This window comes from Achromobacter sp. T5-5 (assembly GCF_055397965.1).
In genome coordinates, this window is record NZ_AP027919.1 from 2267285 (window position 1) to 2281458 (window position 14174).

The 14174-nt window shown below is 67.4% G+C and carries 14 protein-coding genes; 10 read left to right on the top strand and 4 right to left on the bottom strand.

What is annotated here, in order from left to right:
• Window positions 1-1149 carry an acyl-CoA dehydrogenase family protein gene (locus ACZ50Q_RS10140; protein WP_464081402.1) on the bottom strand — a complete coding sequence of 383 codons (1149 nt, stop codon included), beginning with the start codon at window positions 1147-1149 and terminating at the stop codon, window positions 1-3.
• 271 nt (window positions 1150-1420) lie between these two features.
• Here ACZ50Q_RS10140 and ACZ50Q_RS10145 point away from each other — a divergent pair, with 271 nt between their 5' ends.
• The 4 genes from ACZ50Q_RS10145 to ACZ50Q_RS10160 all read left to right on the top strand — a co-directional run bounded on the left by ACZ50Q_RS10145 (window position 1421) and on the right by ACZ50Q_RS10160 (window position 5381).
• The gene (locus ACZ50Q_RS10145) at window positions 1421-2389 is read left to right on the top strand and encodes a Bug family tripartite tricarboxylate transporter substrate binding protein (protein WP_464081403.1); all 969 of its coding nucleotides are present in this window, start codon (window positions 1421-1423) and stop codon (window positions 2387-2389) included.
• A gap of 26 nt (window positions 2390-2415) precedes the next feature.
• On the top strand, window positions 2416-3216 hold the full coding sequence (locus tag ACZ50Q_RS10150; protein ID WP_464081404.1) for a crotonase/enoyl-CoA hydratase family protein: 801 nt from the start codon (window positions 2416-2418) through the stop codon (window positions 3214-3216).
• Window positions 3217-3305: 89 nt separating this feature from the next.
• A complete protein-coding gene (locus ACZ50Q_RS10155; protein ID WP_464081405.1) occupies window positions 3306-4487 on the top strand; it encodes an acetyl-CoA C-acyltransferase family protein in 1182 nt (393 codons plus the stop codon).
• Between the two features lie 123 nt (window positions 4488-4610).
• Complete coding sequence (locus ACZ50Q_RS10160) at window positions 4611-5381, top strand: class I SAM-dependent methyltransferase (protein ID WP_464081406.1); 771 nt, start codon at window positions 4611-4613, stop codon at window positions 5379-5381.
• A 6-nt stretch (window positions 5382-5387) separates the two neighbouring features.
• Here the strand turns inward: ACZ50Q_RS10160 and ACZ50Q_RS10165 are convergent, their stop codons facing one another.
• Window positions 5388-5714 carry a type II toxin-antitoxin system RelE/ParE family toxin gene (locus tag ACZ50Q_RS10165; RefSeq protein WP_464081407.1) on the bottom strand — a complete coding sequence of 109 codons (327 nt, stop codon included), beginning with the start codon at window positions 5712-5714 and terminating at the stop codon, window positions 5388-5390.
• Complete coding sequence (locus tag ACZ50Q_RS10170; RefSeq protein ID WP_464081408.1) at window positions 5711-5992, bottom strand: type II toxin-antitoxin system Phd/YefM family antitoxin; 282 nt, start codon at window positions 5990-5992, stop codon at window positions 5711-5713. The genes ACZ50Q_RS10165 and ACZ50Q_RS10170 overlap by 4 nt, the downstream gene beginning before the upstream one ends.
• Window positions 5993-6229: 237 nt before the next feature.
• Between ACZ50Q_RS10170 and ACZ50Q_RS10175 the strand changes: the two genes are divergently transcribed.
• From ACZ50Q_RS10175 to ACZ50Q_RS10195, 5 genes are all read left to right on the top strand, one after another.
• The gene (locus ACZ50Q_RS10175) at window positions 6230-6982 is read left to right on the top strand and encodes a GntR family transcriptional regulator (RefSeq protein ID WP_092581451.1); all 753 of its coding nucleotides are present in this window, start codon (window positions 6230-6232) and stop codon (window positions 6980-6982) included.
• The gene (locus tag ACZ50Q_RS10180) at window positions 6933-8249 is read left to right on the top strand and encodes a malonyl-CoA decarboxylase domain-containing protein (RefSeq protein ID WP_464081409.1); all 1317 of its coding nucleotides are present in this window, start codon (window positions 6933-6935) and stop codon (window positions 8247-8249) included. The genes ACZ50Q_RS10175 and ACZ50Q_RS10180 overlap by 50 nt, the downstream gene beginning before the upstream one ends.
• Window positions 8250-8300: 51 nt before the next feature.
• Window positions 8301-9098, top strand: coding sequence for an enoyl-CoA hydratase/isomerase family protein (locus ACZ50Q_RS10185; RefSeq protein ID WP_464081410.1), 798 nt, complete (start codon window positions 8301-8303; stop codon window positions 9096-9098).
• A gap of 4 nt (window positions 9099-9102) precedes the next feature.
• Window positions 9103-10644 (top strand): malonate--CoA ligase, encoded by a 1542-nt coding sequence (locus ACZ50Q_RS10190; RefSeq protein WP_092581349.1) that lies wholly within the window; start codon window positions 9103-9105, stop codon window positions 10642-10644.
• A 210-nt stretch (window positions 10645-10854) separates the two neighbouring features.
• The gene (locus tag ACZ50Q_RS10195; protein ID WP_464081411.1) at window positions 10855-11826 is read left to right on the top strand and encodes a Bug family tripartite tricarboxylate transporter substrate binding protein; all 972 of its coding nucleotides are present in this window, start codon (window positions 10855-10857) and stop codon (window positions 11824-11826) included.
• 4 nt (window positions 11827-11830) lie between these two features.
• Here the strand turns inward: ACZ50Q_RS10195 and ACZ50Q_RS10200 are convergent, their stop codons facing one another.
• Complete coding sequence (locus tag ACZ50Q_RS10200) at window positions 11831-12787, bottom strand: aldo/keto reductase (RefSeq protein WP_464081412.1); 957 nt, start codon at window positions 12785-12787, stop codon at window positions 11831-11833.
• A gap of 266 nt (window positions 12788-13053) precedes the next feature.
• Here ACZ50Q_RS10200 and ACZ50Q_RS10205 point away from each other — a divergent pair, with 266 nt between their 5' ends.
• Complete coding sequence (locus tag ACZ50Q_RS10205; RefSeq protein WP_076520162.1) at window positions 13054-14025, top strand: ABC transporter substrate-binding protein; 972 nt, start codon at window positions 13054-13056, stop codon at window positions 14023-14025.
• The last annotated feature ends 149 nt before the right edge of the window (window positions 14026-14174 follow it).

Here is a 14174-nt window from a genome sequence, read left to right on the forward strand (position 1 = left end):
TTATCGAAGGCCAAGGCCGCGGGCGATGATGCCGCGCAGGATTTCACGGGTGCCGCCGCGCAGCGAGAACGTCGGCGCCACCTGGTCCAGGTACGCCAGCGTGCGCAAGAGCGGCAAGGGCACGGGCCGCTGCGGATGCCGCCCCAGCGTATCGCCGATGAGGCGGGGGATGGCCTGTTCCAGCTCGGTGCCCAGGTCCTTCACCAGCGAGGCTTCCGTGGCGGGGCTGAGGCCCGCCGCCAGCTTGCCCGCCACCGCCAGCGACATGGCGCGCAACACCGCCATCTGCGACAGGATGCTGCCCAGCGCGGCGCGGTCGGCGGCGTCGGCCTCGGCCTCGCGGCAGTGCGCCAGCCAGCATTCCAGCAGCGCGATGCTGGAGTACAGGCGCTCGGGTCCGCTGCGTTCAAAGGCCAGCTCCGCATTGACCTGCGCCCAGCCCGCGCCTTCCTCGCCGATGAGCGCATCGGGGGCCAGCGCGACATCGTCGAAAAAGACCTCGGAAAAATGCGCGTCGCCCGCCAGGTCCTCGATCGGGCGCACCGACACGCCGGGCAGCGACAGGTCCACGATGACCTGCGACAGGCCTTGGTGCCGGTCGTCGGCGGTGCCCGACGTGCGCACGAGCGCGATCATGTAGTGGGAGCGGTGCGCGTTGGTGGTCCAGATCTTGCTGCCGTTGAGGCGCCAGCCGCCGGACACGGGCGTGGCCCGCGTGCGGATGCTGGCCAGGTCCGAGCCGGAGCCCGGTTCGCTCATGCCGATGCAGAAGAACGCCTGCGCGGCGCAGATGCGCGGCAGGTAGAAATCCTTTTGCGCTGGCGTGCCGTATTTCAGGATGAGCGGCGCGCTCTGGCGGTCGGCGATCCAGTGGGCGGACACGGGGGCGCCCGCGCCCAGCAGTTCCTCGGACAGCACGAAGCGCGCGAAGTGGCCGCGCGCCGCGCCGCCGTATTCGCGCGGCAGCGTCAGTCCCAGCCAGCCGCGCTCGGCAAGCTGGCGGCTGAAGCCCGCGTCGAAGCCCATCCACGAGCGGGCGCGTTCGTCGGGTTCCAGGCCGTCCAGCGTATCGGCCAGGAAGGCGCGCACCTCGGCGCGCAAGGCTTCGTCCTCGGGGGGAATGGCGGTGAGTTCCAGCGTATCGATCATCGGGCGCTCCGGGTCGGACAAAGGCGCCGCGACAGGCGCCGGGGCTCACTATCCGGGAGCGCGCTGAAAGCTGTCCAATATTATTTTTTGGATTTGCGATATGTGTTTCGTATCGACGGCGGCGCCCAGGGGCGCGGCGGGGCGCCGATACGGCAGGGATATCACCCGCGCAAAAATTAATATTAGACGTCACCTGCCTGCGTGCCTACGCTTCATGCCACGCCCTGCCGCGCCCCGCGCGGACCGGGCGGCACACAACAAAGGAGACAGCATGAACAAGGTGATACGCCTGGCGGCGCTGGCAGGCGCCGTGTGGCTGGCGCAGCCCGCAACGGTGGCGCTGGCCGCCTACCCCGACAAGCCGATCCGGCTGATCGTGTCGTTCCCGCCGGGCAGCGGGACGGACAGCAACGCGCGCTATGTGGCCAGGAAGATGGAGGAAAAGCTGGGCGTGGCGGTCACGGTGGAGAACCGGCCCGGCGGCAACAGTTTCATCGCCGCGCAGGCCGTGGCCACGGCGCCGGCCGACGGCTACACGCTGCTGCTGGCCAGCAATTCGCCGGTGGCCACGAACGCCGCCATGTACAAGAACCTGCCCTACGACCCGGTCAAGGATTTCGCGCCCGTGGCGCGGCTGGGCTATGGCGCGATGGCGCTGGCGGTGAAGTCCGACGCGCCCTACCAGTCGGTGAAGGATCTGGTCGATGCCGCCCGCCAGCGGCCAGGGGCGTTGAACTATGGCAGCGGCAGCGCCTCGTACCAGATCGCCACGGAGCTGTTCCTGTCGATGGGCGGCGTCAAGGCCAACCACGTGCCGTATCGCGGCGCGGCGCCCGCGCTGACCGACCTGGCGGGCGGGCAGGTGGACTTCGTGTTCGCGGACTATGGCGCCGTGATCCCCTTCGTGCAGAGCGGGCGGATGCGGCTGCTGGCCGTCACCGGGGACAGCCGGCTGAAAAGTTCGCCCGACACGCCGACCTTGCAGGAATCGGGCTTTCCGGGCTACTACATGGTGAACTGGACGGCCGCCTTCGCGCCGGCCAAAACGCCCGCGCCCATCATCGATGCGCTGGCCGACACCTTGCTGGCGATCTATCGCACGCCCGACGCCGCCGAGTTCCTGGCGCGCACCAACTGGGAGGTGTTTCCGGTGGGCCCCAAGGAGCTGGGCGAGTTCCAGCGCCAGGAGATCCGCAAATGGGATGAGGCCGCCCAGCGCGCCGGCATCCCGAAACAGTGATTGTTGCGATTGAAGAAGGAGCAGGCATGGCAGAGCTGGTACAGGTTGAACAGAGCGCCGACGGGGTGGTCACCCTGACTTTGAACGATCCGGCGACCCGCAACGCGCTCACGGGCAGCGCCATGGTCGATGAACTGCTGGCCGAATTCGCGCGCATCGAGCGTGATGACTCGGTGCGCGTGCTGATCGTCACCGCCGCGGGCAGCGTGTTTTCGTCGGGCGGGAACGTCAAGGACATGCAGCGGCAGATCCGCCCCGAGGTGGGCAGCGCGGCGCTGCGCCAGGAATACCGTCACGGCATCCAGCGCCTGCCGCTGGCGCTGTACGCGCTGGAGGTGCCGACCATCGCCGCGGTGAACGGCCCGGCCATCGGCGCGGGCTGCGACCTGGCGTGCATGTGCGATGTGCGCATCGCGGCGCAGGAGGCAACGTTTGCCGAAAGCTTCGTCAAGCTGGGCATCGTGCCGGGCGACGGCGGCGCCTGGTTCCTGCCACGGCTGATCGGGCAGGCGCGCGCGGCGGAGATGTCCTTTACCGGCGACGCGATCGATGCGGCCACGGCGCTGCAATGGGGGCTTGTATCGCGCGTGGTGCCGTCAGGCGAGCTGCTGCCCGCCGCGCATGCGCTGGCGGCGCGCATGGCGGCCAATTCGCCGGACGCGGTGCGGCTGACCAAGCGGCTGCTGCGCGAAAGCCAGCATGTGCGGCTGGACACCTTGCTGGAACTGTCGGCGGCCTATCAGGCGCTGGCCCACAAGACGCAGGCGCACGCCGACGCCGTGGACCAGTTCATCGCGCGCCGCGCCGCGCGCAAGCCGCAAGGATGAGGCCGACGCGCAAGGGGCGGGCAGTATGATGGAATGCACGTCATCAAATGCATTGCACCATACGAAACGCACCACAAGGAGGAAACACCATGAATGAAGTCATCGTTGCTTCGGCCGTCCGCACCGCCATCGGGGATTTCGGGGGCGCGCTCAAAGACGTGCCGCCCTGCGATCTGGGCGCCACCGTCATCAAGGCCGCGCTCGAGCGCGCGGGCGTCTCGGGCGATGAGGTGGGCCATGTCGCCGTCGGCCACGTCATCAACACGGAGCCGCGCGACATGTATCTCTCGCGCGTGGCCGCCATGAACGCCGGCATCTCCAAGGAAACCCCCGCCTTCAACGTCAACCGCCTGTGCGGCTCGGGGCTGCAGGCCATCGTGTCCGCGGCGCAGACGATCATGCTGGGCGACGCCGAGATCGCGGTGGGCGCGGGCGCCGAAAGCATGAGCCGCGCGCCGTACATCGCGCCGGCCCAGCGCTGGGGCGCGCGGATGGGCGACAGCGTCATGCTGGACATGATGACCGGCGCGCTGTCCGATCCGTTCGGCAAGATGCACATGGGCGTCACGGCCGAGAACGTGGCGGCGCGTTTCGGCATCAATCGCCAGGACCAGGACGCCATGGCCGCCGAATCGCATCGACGCGCCGCCGCGGCGATCGACGCGGGCTACTTCCGCGACCAGATCGTGCCGGTCAAGATCAAGTCGCGCAAGGGCGAGATCGTGTTCGACACCGACGAGCACGTGCGCCGCGACGTCACGGTCGACACCCTGGCCACCCTCAAGCCCGTGTTCCAGAAGGAAAACGGCTCGGTCACGGCAGGCAACGCCTCGGGGCTGAACGATGGCGCGGGCGCGCTGGTCCTGATGAACGCGTCGGTGGCGGCCAAGCGCGGCGTCAAGCCGCTGGCGCGCCTGGTGGCTTACGCGCATGCGGGCGTGGACCCCGACATCATGGGCATCGGCCCCGTGCCGGCCACGCAGGCCGCCCTCAAGCGGGCCGGCCTGACCGTCGACCAGCTTGACGTCATCGAAGCCAACGAAGCATTCGCCGCGCAGGCGTGCGCCGTGTCGCGCGAACTGAAGCTGGACCCGGCCAAGGTGAACCCCAACGGCAGCGGCATCGGCCTGGGCCACCCGATCGGCGCCACCGGCGCCATCATCGCCACCAAGGCCCTGCACGAGCTGCAGCGCGTGGGCGGGCGCTATGCGCTGGTGACCATGTGCATCGGCGGCGGCCAGGGCATCGCCGCGATCTTCGAGCGGATCTGATCCGCGGGGCGCGCATCGGCCCGCGAGGTCCCGGCTGCGGCGCCGGCCCGGACCTGCTGGAGCGCATCTGGGCAGCCGCGGCGTAGCCGCCGGCCCCGGGGCGGCGGGCCTACAATCGCGCCCATGCATAAATCCAACTTTCCCTCCGAACTCGACCAGCCCACGCTTTCCGAAGTGGACGGCGTGCGCTATCTGCACTTCAACACCGAATGGGTGCAGGGCGCGATGCACATCAAGCGCCCGGCCGACCTGGTGCTGGAGTACACCGCCCAGATGATGGCCTGGCTGCTGTTCCTGGAACCGCCCAAGGAAGAGGCCATCGGCATGCTGGGCCTGGGCGCCGGATCGCTCGCGCGCTTTTGCGCCAAGCACACGCGCGTTCCGCTGCTGGCGGTGGAATGGAATCCGCGCGTGACCGCCGCCTGCCACATGTTCTTCCGTCTGCCCGGCGCCAACCGGCTGCAGGTCGAACATGCCGACGCTGGCGCGTGGGTGGCCGATCCGCTCAACGCCGGCCGTTGCCCCGTGTTGATGGTCGACCTGTACGACGCCGCGGCTGAAGGGCCGGTGCGCGACAGCGTGAAGTTCTACCGCGACTGCCGCCGCGTGCTGGGCGAGGTCGGCATCCTGGCCGTGAACCTGTTCGGCCGTCATGAAAGCTTTGGCAAGAACATCGACAACCTGTCCAAGGCGTTCGAGGACCGCATCGTGCTGCTGCCCGAAGTCGAAGCTGGCAACCAGATCGTCCTGGCCTTTTCCGGCCCGCGCCTGGCGATCACGCCGGCGGAGCTGCTGGCCCGCGCGGAGGTGGTGGAGAGCAAGTACGGGCTGCCGGCGCGCCGGTGGGCGCGCTCACTGACGCGCCATGCGGTCGACGGGGTTCTGCACTTCTAGAGGATTTCAGGGGTGCAGGGTCCTGAGCGGCCGCCGGGCAAGCTTGATCTTGAAGTCCTGGCGACTGTCGCAGATAAGGTGGACGTACACCTTGTCTCCCACGACTTCGTAGATAACCCGATTTTTGACGGCAATTATTTGCAGGAAGTGGGTCGCAGGCAGCTCCGGGAGTGGATGCCCCGCTTGCGGGAACTGTTCGAGATTCAGAATCGCCGTCTTGATCTTGGCATAGGAATCCAACCACACCGCATGGGAAAAGTGCTTTCTGACGTAGTGGCGGATTTCGTGCAGATCATCGGCGGCCGATTGCAGAAAGACCACCGTCCGGCTCATTCCGCATCATCCCGGTCCAACGATTCAATCTGCGCGAACACGTCCGTCGCCGGCCTGACGCGTCCTTCTTCGATGTCTTTACGGCCGCCCGCCAGCAGTTGAAGCAGCGCCATGGCCTGCTCCTGCTCCTCGAAGCTCTGCACGTCCATGACGACAAGCTTGGCCTCTCCGTTCTGGGTGATGAGCAGCGGCTCCCGGGTCTCGGTCAACGTGGTCACGATTTCAGCCGCGTGACTCTTGAGGTAGGAGATAGGTTTCACTTGGGTGGAGTATTTCATGGACTGGACTCCGGCATGTTAGGCGAGATCGGACTGAGTTTAGTCTTAATTCAGTCCTACTTCCGCCCGATTTTCAGTATCACGGGTTCTGGGTTGGCGTCTTAACCCCGGATTGTCAGCTTCCTGTTAGGGAAGGTACCGAGGCGCCCGGGGTTTACCTTTCTTCCCGCCCAGGTCTATCATGGCCTTATTCATAATTATGAATTACGGCGTCACCCGCGCCGTCAGCCCATGAGCCTGAGCCATCCCATCGTCCGGCAAGCCTTGTACCTGGAAGTCGCGGACCGCCTGCGCGGCATGATTCATGCGCGCGCGCTCCGAAACGGCGAATGGATCGACGAATTGCGGCTGGCCGGCGAAATGGGCATTTCGCGCACGCCCTTGCGTGAGGCCCTGAAGGTGCTGGCCACCGAAGGCCTGGTCCGGCTGGAACCGCGGCGCGGCTGCTTCGTCAATGAGCTGTCCTTGCAGGATCTTGAAGACATCTTTCCGCTGATGGCCATGCTGGAAGGGCGCTGCGCCTTCGAGGCGGCGCGCAAGGCCAGCGACGCGCAGCTCGCCGAGCTGGAACCGCTGCATGCCGCGCTGGCGGGCCACGCCAAGGCGGGGCGCATCGACGCTTACTACAAAACCAATTACCTGATCCACGAGGCCGTGCAGGCCCTGGCCGGCAATCAATGGCTGTCCGACATGGTGGGCAACCTGCGCAAGGTCCTGAGCCTGTCGCGCCATCGCAGCCTGTCGCGGCCCGGCCGCATCGACGAGTCCTGCGCCGAACATCTCGCCATCTTCGAGGCCCTGAAGGCCCACGACCCCGACGCCGCGCAGGCGCTGGCGCACACGCACTTGATGCGCCAGCTTGAAGCGCTGCGCGCACTAAGCAACGAAGACGCCGCCGATGCGGCGCCGTCCGATCCCATCGTTATCGAGGAGCCCGCCCATGTCCGCACCCGCCAATCTCGCGCCCGCGCGCGGCGCACGCACGCCTGAGCCCGAAGCCGACCTCGTCGACGCCGCTGCCGCGGCCGAAAGCGCCAGCCTCATCACGCGGCTGGGACGGCTGTGGGACCGCGGACGCCTGCCCAGCGAATCCGAAGTGCGGCGCCTGTTCGAGGCCCGCCTGACCGACGTAGCCGCCAACAAGCTGGCGCGCCGCTGGTGCGAGCAATACACCGCCGCCGACGGCAAGGACCGCCGGCTGATGCTGGCCGCGCTGGCGCAGATCCGCGCCACCTACGCCGGCGATGGCGGCGAAGGCGTGCGCCTGTTCAAGCGGTTCAACGCCCAGCCCCAGGGATTGCGTTTCCTGGTCGACCTGCGTGCTGACATGCTGCGCTGGCGCAAGCAGGTGGCGGGCATCCAGGCGCTGGACAAGGAACTGGAAGGGCTGCTCTCGGCCTGGTTTGACGTGGGCCTGCTGGAACTGCGTCCGCTGACCTGGGATTCGCCGGCGTCGCTGCTGGAAAAGCTGATCCTCTACGAGGCCGTCCACGAGATCAAATCCTGGGACGACCTGCGCCACCGCGTGGCGCCCGACCGCCGCTGCTATGCGTACTTCCACCCGCAGATGCCGGGCGTGCCGCTGATCTTCGTGGAAGTGGCCTTCGCCAGCCAGATGGCCGACAACGTGCAGGTGCTGCTGGACAGCACCCTGCCGCCGCAGGACCTGGACAAGGCGCGCTGGGCGATTTTCTATTCCATCTCGAACACGCAGCCCGGCCTGAAGGGCATCAGCTTCGGCAACTTCCTGCTCAAGCGCGTGGTCGAGCAGTTGCTCGAAGAACTGCCCAAGTTGAAGGCGTTCGCCACCTTGTCGCCCATTCCCGGATTCACCGACTGGCTGGGCAAGCTGGATGCGGCAGCGGTGGAGGCCATCGTGCGCGAAGACAAGACGCGCGCCAAGGACAGCAAGCGCGCAGGCGTGCCGGACGGGCAGCGCTGGGTTGCGCGCCTGGCCAAGGCCGCGCAGGGCCAGACGTCCGACGTGGTCAAGCGCGCGGGCTTCCGGCTGGCCGCCACCTATCTGCAATCCATGAAGAACGGACTGCCGGTGGACGCAGTGGCGCGTTTTCACCTGGGCAACGGCGCGCGCATCGAGCGCCTGAACTGGGCGGCGGATACGTCGCCCAAGGGGCTCAAGCAGTCCTGCGCCATGATGGTCAATTACCTGTACGACCTGGACGAGCTGGACACGAATCTTCAGCGCCTGAACGACGGCAAGCCGCAGATCAGCCGCGGCGTGGGGCGCGTGGCCTGACTGCCGGAAACACGGCGGCAGACAATATCAACCACAACAAGGGCAGGGGACATGACGGAGAACGTGGCTGGCCACGGCCAGGTGCGGTTTGAGCGCGAGGGGCCGCTGGCCTGGGTGACGCTATCGCACTCGGGGCGCCTGAATGCGATCACGGTGGGCATGTGGCGCGAACTGCGCGAGGTCTTCACGCGCATCGCGCAGGAGGACGCCTTGCGCTGCGTGATCGTGCGCGGCGAAGGCGGCAACTTCGCCGCCGGCGCCGACATCCGCGAGTTTCCTGCCGTGCGCGCCGACATGGCCGGCGTGCAACGCTACCACCGCGAGATCCTGGCGCCCGCCCTGCAGGCCGTGGCGCAATGCCCGCAACCGGTCATTGCGCAGATCGAGGGCGTGTGCGTGGGCGGCGGGCTGGAAATCGCCAGCCAGTGCGACCTGCGCATCGCCGGCGCGTCGGCCCGCTTCGGCGTGCCGATCAACCGGCTGGGCTTTCCCATGGCGCCCGATGAAATGCGCGGCCTGCTGGCGCTGGCCGGCCGGGCCGCGACGCTGGCCATCCTGCTGGAAGGCCGCGTGTTCGGCGCCGAAGAGGCGCGCGGACTGGGCCTGCTGACCCGTATCGTCGACGACGGCCAGGTGGCCGAGGCGGCCCGCCGCAGCGCCGACCGTATCGCCCAGGGCGCGCCGCTGGCCGCCCGCATCAACAAGCGCTTGTCCGCCAGGCTCGCCACCGGCGCCGCCTTGACCGAGGACGAGTATCGCGATTATTTCTCCTATGCCGAAAGCCGGGACCACAGAGAAGGCGTGCGCGCCTTCCTGGCCGGCGAAGACCCTTCCTTTTCCGGAGACTAGACAGGTGAGCAACGCCAACCTATATGCTGTCCTGCAAGGCGGCTTTCCCAAAGACCGCAGCAAAGTCGCGCTGGAAACGCCCGACCTCCAATACACCTGGGACGACATCGACCGCGCGACCGCGTGCCTGGCGAACCTGCTGGAATCGCTGGACCTGCCCGACGGCGCGCGCGTCGCCGTCCAGGTCGAAAAGTCGCCCGAAGCCCTGCTGCTGTATCTGGCCACGCTGCGCGCGGGCCTGGTGTACCTGCCGCTCAACACGGCCTATCGCGAATCCGAAATCGAATACTTCCTGGGCAACGCCGAGCCCTCGGTGGTGGTCTGCGCCAGCAAGAACCTGGACTGGGTCAAGCGGGCCGCCGACAAGGCCGGTTGCGCGCACGTCTACACGCTGGACGAGGACCGCACCGGCAGCCTGCTCGACGCCGCGGGTGGCCTGTCGCAGACGTTCAAGACCGTGCCGCGCAAGCCGGACGACCTGGCCGCGATCCTGTACACCTCGGGCACCACGGGCCGCAGCAAGGGCGCGATGCTCTCGCATGGCAACCTGGCCGCCAATGCGCGCGTCCTGCATGAGTACTGGGGCTGGCGCGAGGACGACGTGCTGCTGCACATGCTGCCGATCTTCCACGTGCACGGCCTGTTCGTCGCGTCGCACGGCGCGCTGCTGGCGGGCGCGCGGATGATCTGGCTGCCCAAGCTGGATGCCGACCAGGCGCTGCACTACCTGCCGCAAAGCACGGTGATGATGGGCGTGCCCACGTATTACGTGCGCCTTCTGGCCGACCCGCGCTTTAACCGCGAGGTCTGCGCCAACATGCGCCTCTTCATTTCGGGCTCCGCGCCGCTGCTGGCCGAGACGTTCTCGGACTTCAAGGCGCGCAGCGGCCACGCCATCCTGGAACGCTATGGCATGAGCGAAACCGTCATGCTGACCTCCAATCCCTACGATCCCGCGCAGGGCGAACGCCTGGCCGGCACCGTGGGCCGCGCCTTGCCGGGCGTGCAGGTGCGGGTGGTCGACGATGCCGGCGTCGCGCTGGCGCCGGGCGAGATTGGCAATGTGCAGGTGCGCGGTCCCAATGTGTTCTCGGGCTACTGGCGCATGCCGGAAAAGACGCGCGAGGAGTTCACCGACGACGGCTGGTTCAAGACCGGCGACGTGGGCCGCTGGGGCGGCGAGTCGGCCGGCCGCGACGTGCCCGCCGATTACCTGTCCATCGTGGGCCGCAGCAAGGACCTCATCATCTCCGGCGGCTACAACGTCTACCCCAAGGAAATCGAGACGCTGATCGACGACATGCCCGGCGTGGCGGAGTCGGCGGTCATCGGCGTGCCGCACCCGGACTTCGGCGAGGCCGTGGTGGCGGTGGTGGTGCCCAAGGACGGCGCGTCGCTGGACGCGTCGGCCATGCAGGCCGAATTGAAGTCGCGCATCGCCAACTTCAAGGTGCCCAAGCGCGTGCACATCATCGACCAGTTGCCCCGCAACACGATGGGCAAGGTGCAGAAGAACGTGCTGCGCGAGACCTACAAGGCGCTGTAGCCCCGTTCATGCCGGTCCCGCGGGACCGGCATTTTTTCAGTTTTTTTTGCAGCCCGCTTCCCGACGACCCGACGACCCGACGACAGCAAGGAGACCCATCCCCATCCAGTGCCCCGCAAGACCTGCCAGCCGCATTCAACAAGAAAAATATTCCAGCGACGAGACGCCAAAAAACAGGCGCCGTCCCCCGATGCAGCAAGAGGAGACAAAATGAAATATCGCACCACCGCCGCGGCCGTGTTCGCCGTGGCAGCCCTGGGTTTCGGCGGCGTTGCCGCCGCGCAATGGCCCGAGCGGCCCATCACGCTGATCGTTCCGTTCCCCGCGGGCGGCGGCACGGATACCTTCGCCCGTCCGCTGGCCGCGCAGCTCACCACGCAGCTCGGCCAGACGGTGGTCATCGACAACAAGGGCGGCGCGGGTGGAACCGTGGGCGCCGGCGTTGCGGCCAAGGCCAAGCCCGACGGCTACACCTTCTTCATGGGCGGCGCGCACCATGCGCTGGCGCCTTCCCTCTACAAGAACCTGAGCTACAACATCCAGAAGGATTTCGTGCCGGTCGCCCTGGTGGCCCAGCCGCCGCAGGTCGTCGTCATCAACGCGGGCAAGCTGCCGGTCAAGACCCTGCAGGAGTTCATCGACTACGCCAAGAAGCGCCCCGGGGAAATCAACTTCGGCACGGCGGGCAAGGGCAGCACGCACCACCTGGCCGGCGAACTGTTTGCGATGCAGACGGGCATCAAGCTGGTGGACGTGCCGTACCAGGGCGCGGGCCCGATGCTGTCGGCGCTGATCGGCGGGCAGGTGGACCTGGCGTTCGACGGCCTCGGCTCGTCGGCCGGCCACATCCGCGCCGGGGCGATCAAGCCGCTGGCCGTGGCCGCGAAGGAACGCTCGCCCTCGCTGCCCGACGTGCCCACCGCCGCCGAGGCCGGCGTGCCCAACTACACCGTGTCGACCTGGTACGCGATCTGGGCGCCCGCGGGAACGCCCAAGGAAGCGGTCGACAAGATGGCCGCCGAGATCACCAAGGCCCTGAACACGCCCAAGCTGAAGGAGACCTGGGCGGGCAACGGCTCGGGCGTGCCCACGCTGACGGGCGCCGAGTTCGGCAAGTTCGTCGACAGCGAGGTCACGCGCTGGGCCAAGGTGGTCAAGGACTCCGGCGTCACGCTGGACTGATGCCTCAGCGCCACTCGCTGGCCTGGCTGAGCCGGGCCAGCTGGTCATGCGTCAGCGTCAGGCTGGCGGCCTTGACCAGTTCGTCCAGCTGGGCGAGCGAGGTGGCGCTGACGATGGGCGAGGTGATGCCCGGCTGCGCGATCTGCCAGGCCAGCGCGGCCTGCGCGGGCGTGCAGCCGGCGTCCTCGGACACCTCGTCCAGCGCCTTCAGGATGCGGTAGCCGCGGTCGTTCAGGTATTTCTCGACGATCTTCCCGCCGCGCGCGCTCTTGGCCGCGTCATCGGGCCCGCGGTACTTGCCGCTGAGAAAGCCGCTGGCCAACGCGTAGTAATTGATCGTGCCCATCTGCTGCGTCTTCACCAAGCTTTGCAGCCCGGACTCGAAGGGCTCGCGCGTGTACAGGTTGTACTCGGGCTGGATGCTTTCGTAGCGCGGCAGGCTGTGCCGCTCGCTGGCGATCAGCGCTTCGGACAGGCGCACGGCCGTGTAGTTGGACGCGCCGATCGCGCGCACCTTGCCCGCCTCGATCAGCTTGGCGTATTCGCCCAGCGTGTCGGTCAGCGGCGTGTCCGGGTCGTCCTGGTGGGATTGGTAAAGATCCACGTGGTCCGTCTGCAGGCGGGCCAGCGACGCGTCCAGCGAACGTCGGATGTGGGCGGGGGACAGGCCCTTTTCGCCAGGCCCCATCTCCATGCCGACCTTGGTCGCGATCAGGACCTGGTCGCGCTTGCCCGAGCGCTTGAGCCACTTGCCGATCAGCGTTTCGGATTCGCCGCCCCGGTTGCCCGGCACCCAGCGGGAATACACGTCGGCGGTGTCGATGAAATTCAGCCCCGCGTCGACCAGCGCATCCAGCAGCGAAAAGGTGCCGGCCTCGTCGACGGTCCAGCCGAAAACGTTGCCGCCGAAAGTGAGCGGGGGAACCTGCAGGCCGGATCGGCCCAATGCGCGTTTGATCATGGTTGGCCTCGGGATACCGCCGGCGGGCGCGCGAAACGGGATGAACGGCGTTTGACCGGCGGTTTTCAGTATATTCACGCCGCTGACCCATGGCGGGGCGAGCCTGTATGCATGCACCATTACAGGGATTCCCCCCACGCCATTTGGCAGGCGGCACGTTAGACTATACGGCTTTATGGCAGGCCGAACGGATGGCACATTCCGCGGCCGGCCATGAAGATACCGGCACATTCAACAAGCAATACCAGGGTTCAAGGAGCAAACATATGCTGATCGGAAAAAAACATTTTCTGACGGTTGGCGCGATGGCGCTGGCGATGGCTATCGCCGCGCCGGTCGCCGCGCAGCAGAAGTCCGTCGCGGTCACCGCCATCGTCGAGCACCCGGCGCTGGATGCCGTGCGTGACGGCGTGCAGGACGCCCTCAAGCAAGCCGGCTACGAGCCGGGCAAGAACCTGAAGTGGCAGTATCAAAGCGCGCAGGGCAACAACGGCACCGCCGCCCAGATCGCGCGCAAGTTCGTCGGCGACCGTCCCGACGCCATCGTCGCGATCGCCACGCCGTCGGCCCAGGCCGTCGTCGCGGCCACCAAGGACGTGCCGGTGGTGTATTCCGCCGTGACCGACCCGGTCGCCGCGCAGCTCGTGTCCAGCATGGACGCCTCGGGCACCAACGTGACCGGCGTGTCGGACCTGCTGGCGCTGGACAAGCAGGTCGAACTCATCAAGAAGATCGTCCCCAACGCCAAGCGCGTGGGCATCGTCTACAACCCGGGCGAGGCGAACTCGGTCGTGGTCGTCAAGAAGCTGCAGGAAATCCTGCCCAAGTCGGGCATGAGCCTGGTCGAAGCCGCCGCCCCGCGCTCGGTGGACGTGGCTTCCGCCGCGCGCAGCCTGATCGGCAAGGTCGACGTCATCTACACCAACACCGACAACAACGTCGTGTCGGCCTACGAATCGCTGGTCAAGGTGGGCAACGACGCCAAGATCCCGCTGATCGCGTCGGACACCGACAGCGTCAAGCGCGGGGGCATCGCGGCCCTGGGCATCAACTACCGCGACCTGGGCGTGCAGACCGGCAAGGTCGTCGTGCGCATCCTGAAGGGCGAAAAGCCCGGCGCGATTCCGTCTGAAACCAGCTCCAAGCTGGAGCTCTACGTGAATCCGGGCGCCGCCGCCAAGCAGGGCGTCACGCTGCCCGAGGCGCTGATCAAGTCGGCCGCGGTGGTCGTGAAATAATCCGGCGCGACATCCGCCCCGCCATGCCTGACCGGCGTGGCGGGGTTTTTCTTGCGTTTTTCCATGGGAAAGTCCGTGCATCCGCAGGCGCCGCCGGCGCGCGGACGCCTGGGCGGGAAACGGGAGAAAATGCGTTGCGGGAAACGTTT

What these genes read in the sequence shown, in the direction of transcription:
- ACZ50Q_RS10205 (WP_076520162.1), top strand. Translation starts at nt 13,054, where the DNA reads ATGCTGATCGGAAAAAAACATTTTCTGACGGTTGGCGCGATGGCGCTG.
- ACZ50Q_RS10195 (WP_464081411.1), top strand. Translation starts at nt 10,855, where the DNA reads ATGAAATATCGCACCACCGCCGCGGCCGTGTTCGCCGTGGCAGCCCTG.
- ACZ50Q_RS10185 (WP_464081410.1), top strand. Translation starts at nt 8,301, where the DNA reads ATGACGGAGAACGTGGCTGGCCACGGCCAGGTGCGGTTTGAGCGCGAG.
- ACZ50Q_RS10155 (WP_464081405.1), top strand. Translation starts at nt 3,306, where the DNA reads ATGAATGAAGTCATCGTTGCTTCGGCCGTCCGCACCGCCATCGGGGAT.
- ACZ50Q_RS10145 (WP_464081403.1), top strand. Translation starts at nt 1,421, where the DNA reads ATGAACAAGGTGATACGCCTGGCGGCGCTGGCAGGCGCCGTGTGGCTG.
- ACZ50Q_RS10165 (WP_464081407.1), bottom strand. Translation starts at nt 5,714, where the DNA reads ATGAGCCGGACGGTGGTCTTTCTGCAATCGGCCGCCGATGATCTGCAC.
- ACZ50Q_RS10140 (WP_464081402.1), bottom strand. Translation starts at nt 1,149, where the DNA reads ATGATCGATACGCTGGAACTCACCGCCATTCCCCCCGAGGACGAAGCC.
- ACZ50Q_RS10180 (WP_464081409.1), top strand. Translation starts at nt 6,933, where the DNA reads ATGTCCGCACCCGCCAATCTCGCGCCCGCGCGCGGCGCACGCACGCCT.
- ACZ50Q_RS10200 (WP_464081412.1), bottom strand. Translation starts at nt 12,787, where the DNA reads ATGATCAAACGCGCATTGGGCCGATCCGGCCTGCAGGTTCCCCCGCTC.
- ACZ50Q_RS10150 (WP_464081404.1), top strand. Translation starts at nt 2,416, where the DNA reads ATGGCAGAGCTGGTACAGGTTGAACAGAGCGCCGACGGGGTGGTCACC.
- ACZ50Q_RS10170 (WP_464081408.1), bottom strand. Translation starts at nt 5,992, where the DNA reads ATGAAATACTCCACCCAAGTGAAACCTATCTCCTACCTCAAGAGTCAC.
- ACZ50Q_RS10160 (WP_464081406.1), top strand. Translation starts at nt 4,611, where the DNA reads ATGCATAAATCCAACTTTCCCTCCGAACTCGACCAGCCCACGCTTTCC.